This is a genomic window from Stenotrophomonas sp. 05N37 (genome assembly GCF_056397365.1).
Genome location: NZ_JBFTNG010000005.1, coordinates 192109 through 204475, shown reverse-complemented (window position 1 = coordinate 204475; position 12367 = coordinate 192109). Strand labels below are relative to the sequence as shown.

At 69.7% G+C, this 12367-nt stretch carries 12 protein-coding genes; 9 read left to right on the top strand and 3 right to left on the bottom strand.

Features of this window, described 5'->3' with window-relative positions:
- Positions 1-537, bottom strand: coding sequence for a helix-turn-helix transcriptional regulator (locus AC1DGC_RS15205; protein WP_478048266.1), 537 nt, complete (start codon positions 535-537; stop codon positions 1-3).
- A gap of 246 nt (positions 538-783) precedes the next feature.
- On the opposite strand from AC1DGC_RS15205, the gene bioB reads away from it, so the two are divergent.
- The 5 genes from bioB (at position 784) to bioC (ending at position 5652) form a co-directional block, all read left to right on the top strand.
- Positions 784-1818 (top strand): biotin synthase BioB, encoded by a 1035-nt coding sequence (bioB, locus tag AC1DGC_RS15200; protein WP_478048265.1) that lies wholly within the window; start codon positions 784-786, stop codon positions 1816-1818.
- A gap of 85 nt (positions 1819-1903) precedes the next feature.
- Entirely contained in the window at positions 1904-3115 is a 1212-nt protein-coding gene (gene bioF / locus AC1DGC_RS15195) for an 8-amino-7-oxononanoate synthase (RefSeq protein ID WP_478048264.1), read from the top strand.
- Between the two features lie 16 nt (positions 3116-3131).
- Positions 3132-3893, top strand: coding sequence for a pimeloyl-ACP methyl ester esterase BioH (gene bioH / locus AC1DGC_RS15190; protein ID WP_478048312.1), 762 nt, complete (start codon positions 3132-3134; stop codon positions 3891-3893).
- Positions 3894-3950: 57 nt separating this feature from the next.
- Complete coding sequence (locus AC1DGC_RS15185; RefSeq protein WP_259208713.1) at positions 3951-4733, top strand: SDR family oxidoreductase; 783 nt, start codon at positions 3951-3953, stop codon at positions 4731-4733.
- A gap of 34 nt (positions 4734-4767) precedes the next feature.
- Positions 4768-5652, top strand: coding sequence for a malonyl-ACP O-methyltransferase BioC (gene bioC, locus AC1DGC_RS15180; protein WP_259208711.1), 885 nt, complete (start codon positions 4768-4770; stop codon positions 5650-5652).
- A gap of 311 nt (positions 5653-5963) precedes the next feature.
- Here the strand turns inward: bioC and AC1DGC_RS15175 are convergent, their stop codons facing one another.
- Complete coding sequence (locus tag AC1DGC_RS15175) at positions 5964-6575, bottom strand: YdcF family protein (protein ID WP_478048263.1); 612 nt, start codon at positions 6573-6575, stop codon at positions 5964-5966.
- Positions 6560-7519, bottom strand: coding sequence for a pyridoxal-phosphate dependent enzyme (locus AC1DGC_RS15170; RefSeq protein WP_478048262.1), 960 nt, complete (start codon positions 7517-7519; stop codon positions 6560-6562). The genes AC1DGC_RS15175 and AC1DGC_RS15170 overlap by 16 nt, the downstream gene beginning before the upstream one ends.
- 146 nt (positions 7520-7665) lie before the next feature.
- Here AC1DGC_RS15170 and AC1DGC_RS15165 point away from each other — a divergent pair, with 146 nt between their 5' ends.
- The 4 genes from AC1DGC_RS15165 to AC1DGC_RS15150 all read left to right on the top strand — a co-directional run bounded on the left by AC1DGC_RS15165 (position 7666) and on the right by AC1DGC_RS15150 (position 12202).
- Positions 7666-8181, top strand: a complete 516-nt coding sequence (locus AC1DGC_RS15165; RefSeq protein WP_478048261.1) for a hypothetical protein — start codon at positions 7666-7668, stop codon at positions 8179-8181.
- 481 nt (positions 8182-8662) lie between these two features.
- The gene (mnmG, locus tag AC1DGC_RS15160; RefSeq protein WP_394163244.1) at positions 8663-10552 is read left to right on the top strand and encodes a tRNA uridine-5-carboxymethylaminomethyl(34) synthesis enzyme MnmG; all 1890 of its coding nucleotides are present in this window, start codon (positions 8663-8665) and stop codon (positions 10550-10552) included.
- 87 nt (positions 10553-10639) lie between these two features.
- Positions 10640-11458 (top strand): nucleotidyltransferase domain-containing protein, encoded by an 819-nt coding sequence (locus AC1DGC_RS15155; RefSeq protein WP_478048260.1) that lies wholly within the window; start codon positions 10640-10642, stop codon positions 11456-11458.
- A 213-nt stretch (positions 11459-11671) separates the two neighbouring features.
- Positions 11672-12202 carry a gamma carbonic anhydrase family protein gene (locus tag AC1DGC_RS15150; RefSeq protein ID WP_259208700.1) on the top strand — a complete coding sequence of 177 codons (531 nt, stop codon included), beginning with the start codon at positions 11672-11674 and terminating at the stop codon, positions 12200-12202.
- Positions 12203-12367 lie beyond the last annotated feature (165 nt).

Genomic DNA, 12367 nt, shown 5'->3' with positions numbered 1-12367 from the left:
TCAGCGGCTCCCGGGGGCACGGGATCGACGCCGCGTCGGCGTTGCAACCGGAGCATCGAGACGTGGCGCGCGATGGCCTGCAACCAATGCGTATCGGTCGCCGGTTGCGTCCTGCGATGGCCCGGGGGGATCGGTCGAATAGGGGGGGCGCGTGTCAGCCCCCCCTGGCTCCCGGACCTGCAGCGTGGCGGGCGCACCTTGCGGGCGCGCTGCCCTGCTGGTTGTGGCGGGCACGCGGCGCGGTGGCGGTCGCTTCAGGCTGCTTGCGGCCAGCTGCGCGCCCAGCGCGTCGTCCGCTGCAATCAGCTCGATGTCCCGCTCCAGGCCCAATGCGGAAAGCACGCGCAGGACGGTGGACAGGCTGGTGCCCGCGTCGCCGGCTTCCAGCTTGCCTATGGTGGTGCGATCCACGCCGACGCGCTCGGCAAGGTTTGCCTGGCTCATGCGACGCGCGAGCCGTGCGGTACGCAGGCGCTCGCCGAGCGCGGCAATGCGCCTGGCATCTCCTGGTCTTACCGGTGGCGTTCGCTTGGCCATGCTGAATTAAACCATCACTTTGACGTTGGATGTAATTTTTATCTCACATTGTATACGACCTCAGGACATCGCCAGGCGCACATGGTCCATAAAACCAACATTCGCTGGAGTTGTGATGGATTTATTCAACATAACGTCGCTCGAGCAGACGACCCGCTGTAAACCCTGTCTTTACTTAAAACGTTGACAGCCTTCGCCGCACTCACCAGACTGCCGCCCTTTCGCCTCTCTCCGTCAGGACACCCCATGGCTGCCGCCCTCCGCCACGACTGGCACCGCGAAGAACTGCTGGCGCTGTTCGCGCTGCCGTTCCCGGACCTGCTGCACCGCGCCGCCGGCATCCACCGCGAGCACTTCGATCCGGCGGAAGTGCAGGTCTCCACGCTGTTGTCGGTCAAGACCGGCGGTTGCCCCGAGGACTGCGCGTATTGCCCGCAGGCCCAGCGTTACAGCACCGGGGTGGCGGCGCAGAAGTTGATGGACACCGACGCGGTGGTGGCCAAGGCCCGCCAGGCCAAGGCGGCCGGCGCCTCGCGGTTCTGCATGGGCGCGGCCTGGCGCTCGCCCAAGGATCGCGACATCCCCAAGGTGGCGGCGATGATCCGCGAGGTGAAGGCGCTCGGCCTGGAAACCTGCGCCACGCTGGGCATGCTCAGCGGATCGCAGGCCGAGGCGCTGCGCGCGGCCGGGTTGGATTACTACAACCACAACCTGGATACCGCGCCGGACTACTACGACGCGATCATCCACACCCGCCAGTACCAGGACCGGCTGGACACGCTCGCCCACGTCCGCGATGCCGGGCTGAAGACCTGCTGCGGCGGGATCGTCGGCATGGGCGAGACCCGCGAGCAGCGCGCCGGCCTGCTGCTGGCCCTGGCCACCCTGCCCGCCCATCCCGACTCGGTGCCGATCAACCGGCTGGTGCAGGTGGCCGGCACCCCCCTGCATGGCACCACCGCGCTGGACCCGTTCGAGTTCGTGCGGATGATCGCGGTGGCCCGCATCGTGATGCCGCGGTCGATGGTGCGGCTGTCGGCCGGGCGCGAGGCGATGAGCGATGAGCTGCAGGCGCTGTGCTTCCTGGCCGGGGCCAACTCGATCTTCCATGGCGAAAAGCTGCTGACCACCGGCAACCCGGACACCGCGCACGACCGGGCCCTGTTCGAGCGGCTGGGGCTGCGCCCGATGGCGGTCCAGGTGGACGCGGCCGACCACGACCACCCGGGCACCGTGCACGCGGACATCACCGCCGGCCACGGCTGTGGCCGGGCGGCCTGAGGCCGGCGCCCCGGCCGCCCGGCCGGGGCAGCGCGGCGCCCGCCAACCGGGTACGCTAACTGCCCATCCATGCCAGCCGACGACCATGGCCCGCCCCGACCTGCACGACCGCATCCAGGCCCAGCGCAAGCTCCGCGACGCGCAGGGGCGTCTTCGCGTGCGCCGCACGGTGACCCGTCGCGATGGCGTGCGGCTGGAGATCGACGGCCAATGGCTCACCGGCTTCTGCAGCAACGACTACCTGGGCCTGTCGCAGCAGTTCGGCGTGGTCAGCGCGCTGCAGGACGCGGCCGCGCGCGAAGGCGCCGGCGCCACCGCCTCGCACCTGATCTGCGGCCACCATGCCCTGCATGACGCGCTGGAGCGCGAAATGGCCGACTGGCTGGGCTATCCGCGCGCGCTGCTGTTCGGCAGCGGCTTTGCCGCCAACCTGGCCGTGCAGCAGGCACTGCTCAGCGAAGAAGACGACGTGTGCGTGCAGGACCGGCTCAACCACGCCAGCCTGCTCGATGCCACCCGCCTGGCCGGCTGCCGCCTGCGCCGCTACCCGCACCTGGATACCGAAGGCGCGCTGCGCCAGTTGAAGCACGCGCCGGACGGCGCGGCGATGCTGTCTACCGATGGCGTCTTCAGCATGGACGGCGACATCGCCCCGCTGCGTTCGCTGTCGCTGGTGGCGCGCATGCAGGAAGCCCTGCTGTACGTGGACGACGCGCACGGTATCGGCGTGGTCGGCGAACACGGCCGCGGCTGCGTGGCCGATGCCGGCCTGGGCGTGGCCGACGTGCCACTGCAACTGGCCACGCTGGGCAAGGCGCTTGGTGGCAGTGGTGCGGTGGTGCTGGGCGATGACGCCCTCATCCAGCACCTGGCCGAAACCGCCCGCCCCTACATCTACACCACGGCGGTGTCGCCGGCGCAGGCCGCCGCGTCGTTGGCCGCGGTCAAGCTGGCCCGGCGCGACGACTGGCGCCGCGAAAAACTGGGCGAGCTGATTGCCGTGTTCCGTGCCGGTGCACGCCAGCACGGGCTGGAACTGATGCCCTCCGATACGCCCATCCAGCCGCTGCTGTGCGGTGCCGAATCGACCGTGATGGCGCTGTCGGCCGCGCTGGAAGCGTCCGGCTTCCTGGTCAGCGCGATCCGCCCGCCGACCGTGCCCGAAGGCAAGGCGCGCCTGCGCGTGACCCTGTCGGCACTGCATACCCCGGCCCAGGTGCGTGCGCTGACCGATGCGATCGGGCATGCCCGCGACACCGTGCTGCGCCAGCAGTCGCTGGATGCATTGAGCGCGTGAGCCGGTCGCTGTGAGCCTGCATATCGAGGTGCTCGGCCAGGGGCCGGCGCTGGTCCTGATCCATGGCTGGGCCCTGCACGGCGGGGTGTTCGCGCCGCTGGTCGACCGCCTGTCCGCGCAGTACCAGCTGCATCTGGTCGACCTGCCGGGGCACGGTCACAGCCGCGAAGACACCACCCCGCTGCGCCTGCCGCACGTGGTCAACGCCATCGCCGCCGCCACGCCGCCGGCGGTGTGGTGCGGCTGGTCACTGGGCGGCCTGTTCGCGCTGCATGCCGCCGCCATGCTGCCGCAGGTCCGCGCGCTGGCGATGATCGCCGCGACCCCGCGCTTCGTGCGCGCCGACGACTGGCGGCATGCGGTCGAGCCGGCGGTGTTCGAGCAGTTCGGGCAGGACCTGGCGCAGGACTACCGCGGCACCCTGGAGCGCTTCCTGGCGCTGGATGCGATGGGCTCCGAACATGCCCGGCAGGAACTACGCAGCCTGCGCGAGATGCTGGTGGCGCGCGGCGAGCCGGCCCCGCGCGCGCTGCAGGAAGGTCTGCGGCTGCTGGAGACCACCGATCTGCGTGGCGCCCTGCCCGGGCTGGGCAAGCCCAGCCTGTGGCTGGCCGGCCAGCGCGACCGGCTGGTGTCGGCAACGGGCATGCAGGCGGCCGCCGCGCTGGCACCGGCGGCGCGCGCGCACGTGGTTGCCCACGGTGGCCATGCCCCGTTCCTGGGCCACGCCGACGAGGTCGCCACGCAGCTGCAACACTTCGTTGCCGGCCTGTCCTGACCCCATCACCGCGCATCGCCGATCATGTACGCCCGTCTCTCACCACAGGATTGACCCATGGACCTTGGAATCGCCGGGCGCTGGGCCCTGGTCTGCGCCGCCAGCAAAGGCCTCGGCCTGGGCTGCGCGCGTGCGCTGGTGCGCGAAGGCGTCAACGTGGTCATCGCCGCGCGCGGCGAAGACGCGCTGGACCGCGCCGTACGCGAACTGCAGGCGCTGCCGGGCGCGCGCAAGGTGATCGGGGTGGTCGCCGACATCACCACCGTCGACGGCCGGCAGGCCGCGCTGGCGGCATGCCCGCAGGTCGACATCCTGGTCAACAACGCCGGCGGCCCGCCGGCCGGCGACTTCCGCCAGTTCACCCGCGACGACTGGATCGCCGCACTGGACGCCAACATGCTGGCCCCGATCGAGCTGATCCGCGCCACCGTGGACGGCATGATCGAGCGCGGCTTCGGCCGCGTGGTCAACATCACCTCCTCCTCGGTGAAGGCGCCGATCGACATCCTCGGCCTGTCCAATGGTGCGCGCTCAGGGCTGACCGGCTTCGTCGCCGGGCTGGCGCGCAAGACCGTCGCGCACAACGTCACCCTCAACAACCTGTTGCCCGGGCAGTTCGACACCGACCGCCTGCGCGGCAACTTCGCCTATCTGGCCCAGCAGCAGGGCATCGACGCCGGCCAGCTCGCCGAGCGCAAGCGCACCCACATCCCGGCCGGCCGCTTCGGCACCGCCGACGAGTTCGGCGCCGCCTGCGCGTTCCTGTGCAGCGCGCACGCCGGCTACATCACCGGGCAGAACCTGCTGATCGACGGCGGCGCCTACCCGGGTACGTTCTGATCCTTGCACCCTTGTTTTCCGCAGTGAGCCTTCCATGACGTCCAGCTTCGACCCCCGCCACGTCCGCCGCGCGTTCTCGCGCGCCGCCAGCAGCTACGATGCCGCCGCCGCGCTGCAGCGCGAGGTGGAAAAGCGCCTGCTGGAATCGCTGGACTACCTGGAAGACCGGCAGCCGCAGGTGGTGCTGGACATCGGCAGCGGCACCGGCCATGCCAGTGCGGCGATGAAGAAGCGCTGGCCCAAGGCGCAGGTGATCGCGCTCGACCTGGCCGAGCCGATGCTGCGCGAAGCGAAGAAGCAGGCCGGCTGGTGGAAGCCGTTCTCGCGTGTCTGCGCCGATGCACAGGCCCTGCCGCTGCTGGACCAGAGCGTGGATGTGATCTACAGCAACCTGTGCCTGCAGTGGGTGGACGACCTCCCGGCGGTGTTCGCCGGCTTCCGTCGCGCGCTCAAGCCTGGCGGCCTGCTGCTGTGCTCCACGTTCGGCCCGGATACGCTGATCGAACTGCGCGAGGCCTTCGCGCAGGCCGACGCGGTGCCGCATGTCAGCCGCTTCGCGCCCATCGCCCAGTTTGGCGATGCATTGATGATGTCCGGCTTCCGCGACCCGGTGCTGGACCGCGACCTGTTCACCCTCACCTACGACGACCTGACCGCACTGATGCGCGAACTGCAGGCCATCGGTGCCACCAACGCCCGCCACGACCGCCGCCATACCTTGACCGGACGCGGCCGCTTCGCCGCCGCGCGCGCGGCCTACGAGCCACTGCGGCGCGACGATGGCCGGCTGCCCAGCAGCTGGGAGGTCATCTACGCCCACGCCTGGGCGCCCGAAGCGGGCGCACCGATCCGCGAACACGGCCACGACGTCGCCAGCGTACCGGTCTCGGCGATCCCGATCCGGCGCAGGACGCCCTGAGCCAAAAGCGCGCATCGCGTAGAGCCGACCGTTGGTCGGCTACCCGGCCGCCAGGTCGGCGGCCCAGCCGACCAACGGTCGGCTCTACGTGGGCTACGCCGGGAAGAGGTCGCGATGGAAGAAAGAGATTTCCTGCACCAGTAACATCCAGCTGGTGTGGAATCGGCGATCCCGATCCGGCGCAGGACGCACTGAGCCAACCGCGCTGATCGCGTAGAGCCGACCGTTGGTCGGCTACCCGTATGCCTGGTCGGTGGCCCAGCCGACCAACGGTCGGCTGGGCCACCGACCAACGGTCGGCTCTACGCGGCCTATGCCGGGAACAGGTCGCGGTGGAAGAAATAGATTTCCTGCACCAGGAACTTCCAGCTGGTGTGGAAGCTGCGGAAGCGCGTGCTCGGCGTGGAGGACGCCAACGCGTCGATGCCCAGCTCGCGCGCCAACCGCAGCGCGCGCGCCATGTGCAGCGGATCGCTGACGATGATCACCCGGTGCAGCTTGCGCTGCTGCATCAGCCGCCGTGCCTCGATCAGGTTCTGGCGGGTGGTGCGCGAGGCGGTCTCGATCAGGATCGCGTCATCGGGGATGCCCTGCTTGAGCGCATAACGGCGCGCCACCTGCGATTCGGAAAAGCGTGCACCGCTGCCGCCGTAGCCACCGGTGAAGATCAACAGCGGCGCATAGCCCTGCTCGTACAGGTCCAGCCCGTGGCGGATGCGCTCTTCGAACACCGGTGACGGCTTGGCATCGTAGGCGGCCGCGCCCAGCACGATGATCGCGTCGGCCTTGGCCGCCTGGTCGCGTTCACCCACCCACACGATCCAGGCGGTCACGCCCAGCAGCCAGGCCGCCAGCACGATGCACAGCCGCCACATCCAGCCCAGCACGCCCACCCGTGCGCGCCGGCTCATGCGCGCGCCCACGGCAGTGCGTCCAGGTCGACGTTGCCGCCGGACAGCACCACCCCGACCCGTTGCCGGGCAAACCGCGCCGGGTCGGACAGGATGGCCGCCAGGGCGATCGCCGAGGACGGTTCCACCACCTGCTTGAGCACCTGCCAGAGCAGGCGCATCGCCGCCACGGTGGCGGCATCGGGCACGGTGACCACCTCGGCCTTGCCCAGCAGCAGCGTGAAATTGGGCGCGCCCAGCGTGGTGCGCAGGCCGTCGCAGACCGTGTCCGGGGTGAAATCGATGCGACGTTCGCCAGCGGCCAGCGAGCGTGCGGTGTCGGCGGCTCCCTCCGGCTCGGCCAGCACCAGCCGCGCCTGCGGTGCCAGCGCCTGCAGCGCCAGCCGGGTTCCCGCGGCCAGCCCGCCTCCCCCCACCGGCACCACCAGCACGTCCAGCGGGCCGTGGCTGTGCAACAGTTCCAGCGCCGCGGTGCCCTGCCCGGCGATCACCCGCGGGTCGGCATAGGGATGCACCAGGGCGGCGCCGGTCTGCGCCTGGACCTGCGCGCACATCGCTTCACGCGCCTGGATGCTGGGCGCACAGCGCCAGATGGTGGCGCCATGGCGGACGATGTTGGCCAGCTTGGCCGCCACCGCGCCCTCGGGCACCACCACGTTGCAGGCAATGCCCCGGGTGCGTGCCGCCAGCGCCAGGGCGGCGCCATGGTTGCCCGAGGAGTGGGTGACCACTCCGCGCGCGGCCTGGTCCGGGTCCAGCGACCAGACGGCGTTGCACGCGCCCCGGAACTTGAACGCGCCGCCGCGTTGCAGGTGCTCGGCCTTGAACGCCAGCGCAGCGCCCGCCAGCCCGTCGAGTACGTGCGACTGCAGCACCGGGGTCACGCTGGCATGCGGGGCGATACGTGCGGCGGCCGCCAGGAGGTCGTCGACACAGGGCAAGGGTGAATCGCTCATGACGCAAGATTAACGTATGGCCACGGTTCGCAACGCGCCGCCCGGGCGTGACACCATGGCAATCATTCATCGGATCGGGGCCGAGTTAAGGGCCGATTCAACGCGGCGGGCTGAAGCTGGCTCCATACCCTCGGGGGGACCCCATCATGAAAATGCGCCTGATCTTCGCCGGTGGCCTGCTGTTGGCCCTGTCCGGCTGCGCCACGTACGACTATGTCGGCGGCGGCGGTGGCAGCGGCTACTACCACGGCGCCCCGTCGGTGGAATACCGCTACCCCTACGGTTACCCCTATGGCTACGGCAATGGCAATGGCTACGGCAGTGGCTATTACGGTGGCGGTTACTACGGGGGTGGCTACGGCTACCCCAACTACCGCCCGTATCCCAACTATCGCCCGCCGCAGCACAACCACAACCATCGTCCGCCGCCGCGCCCGGGCAACGGCGGCAACCCGCCGGTGCGTCCGGACCGTCCGCGTCCGCCCAACAATGGCGGCTCGCCGTGGCGGAACATGGACTCGCTGGCGCGGCCACCGCAGCAGCAGCAACGCCCGCCGCAGCCGCAGGCGCGTCCGGCCCAGGCTCCGCGCCCGGCCCAGCGCTCCAACGGTTCACCCTGGCGGACTATGAACAAGTTGAACCAGCGCACAGTTGAGCCCTGATCCATCTTGATTTTCACCACCCACCCGGTTCAATCTAGGCGGGTGGTGACGGGCTCGGTCGTAAAGTGACAAAAACGACACAGCGCGTCACATCCAGTTCTATGTCGATATCCGCCGGGAAACTCTGGATCCCCCCTGTTCCGGCCCCGACGGATGTCGGCACCTACAACGCAGAAGGCCCCGCCATGGCGGGGCCTTCTGTTTTCAGGTCGCGGCGGAGCACGCAAAAAAACAGGGCCGACAGTCCCCCGACTGTCGGCCCTTCTGCTTCCCCGGGATGCGCATGGACCGGCCCCTGTTCCAATTCCGGTCCGTAGCGCCATGGGCGCCTGCCATCCTGGGTGCTATTGGGTTATCTGCAGAAAACGTGCCAACTTGAGGGCTGTTTTCGGCGATCGCCCCGTTTGGCGCTAAAATCACCACCCGCGGCCTGGTTCCAGGGCCGATCCCGGGCCACGCGCGCCCCCCGAGCCCCAAGCCAATGACCGACTCCTTCTACCGTTACGACGTCATCGTCATCGGCGGCGGCCACGCCGGCACCGAAGCCGCGCTGGCGTCCGCGCGCAGCGGCGCGCGCACCCTGCTGCTGACCCACAACGTCGAAACCATCGGCGCGATGAGCTGCAACCCGGCCATCGGCGGCATCGGCAAGGGCCACCTGGTCAAGGAGATCGACGCCCTGGGCGGGGCGATGGCGCATGCCGCCGACCGCGCCGGCATCCAGTGGCGCACCCTCAATGCCTCCAAGGGCCCGGCCGTGCGCGCCACCCGTTGCCAGGCCGACCGCAATCTCTACCGCATGGCCATCCGCCAGATCGTGGAGGCCCAGCCCAACCTGACCGTGTTCCAGGCGGCGGTGGACGACCTGCTGATCGACGGCGACACCGTGCGCGGCGCGGTGACCCAGACCGGGCTGACCTTCCACGCACCGGCAGTGGTGCTGACCGCCGGCACCTTCCTGGCCGGCAAGATCCACGTCGGCCAGACCCAGTACGCCGCCGGGCGCATGGGCGACCCGCCGGCCACCACGCTGGCCGCACGCCTGCGCGAGCGCCCGTTCGTGATCGACCGCCTGAAAACCGGCACCCCGCCGCGTATCGATGGCCGCTCGCTGAATTACAGCGTGATGGACGAGCAACCCGGCGACGATCCGCGCCCGGTGATGTCCTACCTGGGCGATGTGTCCGAGCATCCGGCCCAGGTCAGCTGCTGGATCACCCACACCAGCGAGCGTACCCACGAGATCATCCGTGCCGCGCTGCACCGCTCGCCGCTGTACAGCGGCCAGATCGAGGGCATCGGCCCGCGCTACTGCCCGTCGATCGAAGACAAGGTGGTGCGCTTCGCCGAGAAGGCCAGCCACCAGATCTTCGTCGAGCCCGAAGGTCTGGACGTGGTGGAGATCTATCCCAACGGCATCTCCACCTCGTTGCCGTTCGACGTGCAGCTGGCCCTGGTGCGCAGCATCGGCGGCTTCGAGAACGCCCACATCACCCGCCCCGGCTATGCGATCGAGTACGACTTCTTCGACCCGCGCGGGCTGGACAACACCCTGCAGACCAAGAGCGTGGCCGGCCTGTTCTTCGCCGGCCAGATCAACGGCACCACCGGCTATGAAGAAGCCGCCGCGCAGGGGCTGCTGGCCGGCCTCAACGCCGCGCGCCACGTGCGCGGGGACGCTGGCTGGTGCCCGCGGCGCGACGAGGCGTACCTGGGCGTGCTGGTCGATGACCTGATCACCCACGGCACCACCGAGCCGTACCGCATGTTCACCAGCCGCGCCGAGTACCGGCTGCAGCTGCGCGAAGACAATGCCGACGTGCGCCTGACCGGACTGGGTCGCGCGCTGGGCCTGGTCGACGAGCGCCGCTGGGCGGCCTTCCAGACCAAGCAGGAGGCGGTCGCGCGCGAATCGGCACGCCTGCGCGCGTTGTGGGCCACCCCGGGCAATGCGCTCGGCCGCGAAGTGGAAGCCACTCTGGGCGTAGCGGTGAGCCGCGAAACCAACGTGCTGGATCTGATCAAGCGCCCCGAGCTGGACTACGCCCAGCTCATGCAGGTGCCGTCGCTGGGCCCGGCCGTGGCCGACCCGAAGGTGGCCGAACAGGTGGAGATCGGGGTGAAGTACGCCGGCTACCTGGACCGCCAGCGCGAGGAAATCGAGCGTCAGCAGCGCCACGAGAACACCGCCATCGCCAGCGATTTCGACTATGCCAGCGTGCGCGGCCTGTCGGCCGAAGTGCAGCAGAAACTCGAACGCGTGCGCCCGCAGACCATCGGCCAGGCCCAGCGCATCCCCGGCATGACCCCGGCGGCGATCTCGCTGCTGCTGGTGCACCTGGAACGCGCACGCCGCATCCGCGCCGCGTGAGGCGACCCCCACCCCGCCAGCGCCGACCCTCGGTCGGCCCATAGGTTCCACCGCCCACACAGCGCTGCAGGACGCAGGAGAGCAGACATGGATATCCACCCGATCGCGCCGGACAAGCGCGCCGCCATCATGGTCGAACTGGAGCGCATCGAACGCGTACATGACGTGCGCGTGCTGATGGCCTGCGAGTCGGGCAGTCGCGGCTGGGGCTTTTCCTCGCCCGACAGCGATTACGATGCGCGCTTCATCTACGTGCATCGCCAACCGTGGTACCTCAGCGTCAACGAGGCCACCGGGCCCGGCCAGGCGCAGCGGGACGTCATCGAATTGCCGATCGACGACGAACTGGACGTGAGCGGCTGGGACCTGCGCAAGGCACTGCGGCTGGTGTCCAAATCCAACCCGACCCTGTCCGAATGGCTGCGCTCGCCGATCGTGTACCGCCAGGACGACGCGGCGGTGGCCGCGCTGCTGGATGCAGTGCAGCAGTTCCATTCGCCGTTGGGCAGCTGGTGGCATTACCTCAACATGGCCCGCACCAACTTCCGCGGCTATCTGCGCGGCGAGCGGGTGCGCACCAAGAAGTACCTGTATGTGCTTCGCCCGCTGCTGGCCTGCCGCTGGATCGAGTGCGAGCCCGATCCGCCGCCGATGGCCTTCGAGCTGCTGCTGGATCGCCTGCTGCCCCACGGCCCGGTGCGCGCGGCGATCGACCAGTTGCTGGTGGTCAAGCGGGCCAGCGCCGAGGTTGCCGATGGCCCACGGAACGGGGTGATCAGCGCGTACATCGAGGCAGAACTGGCGGCGATGGAGCATGCCGCGCCGCCGCTCGCGTCGGGCAGTGGCGACAGCGGGGCGTTGGACGCGCTGTTCCGCCAGATGCTGGCCACGCACGCCCCACGGTAGAGCCGACCGTTGGTCGGCTGCGCAACATTCCCGGTGAAGCCGACCGTTGGTCGGCTGCGCAACATTCGCCGTCGGGGACGGGCAGCCGACCAACGGTCGGCTCTACCGGGGGGCATGCACGCCATCGGCGGGCGTCGGCGCCCCCGCGTTATCATCGGGGGCCGGGACAACGCTGCATGCGGCGTCCCTGCCCCTGCGTTGCCGGAGTTCCACATGTCCCCGATCCGTCCCTTCCTCGACAAGCTTCCCGTCCTGGGCCAGCGCTGCTACATCGATCCGGCCTGCACCCTCATCGGTGACGTGGTGCTGGGCGATGACGTGTCGGTGTGGCCGGGCACGGTGATCCGCGGCGACGTCAACCACGTGCGGATCGGCGCGCGCAGCAATATCCAGGACGGCACCATCATCCATGTCAGCCACCACAGCCCGTACAACCTGGAAGGCTTCCCCACGCTGATCGGCGAGGGGGTGACGGTCGGCCACGGCACCATCATCCATGCCTGCACCATCGGCGATTACAGCCTGATCGGGATGGGCGCGTGCATCCTCGACGGTGCGCGGGTGGAGCGGCATGGCTTCGTCGGGGCCGGCGCAGTGGTCGGTCCGGGCAAGGTGGTCGGCGAAGGCGAGCTGTGGGTCGGCAACCCGGCGCGGAGGGTGCGCACCCTGACCGACAAGCAGATCGAATCACTGCATTACTCGGCCGACCACTACGTGCGGCTCAAGGACAAGTACCTGGGCTGATCGCCGTAGCCGCGGTCGCCTGCCCCGGCCCCGGCCCGCGCACCGGCGCTGGGCATCGGCGCGGCTGCACGGTAAAGTCCACAGCCGACCAGGAAGCAGTCGAGAACCGCATGCCCCCGCTGGCAGCAGACCGGAGAGGATTCCGGCCATCCCTTTCCCGCCGCG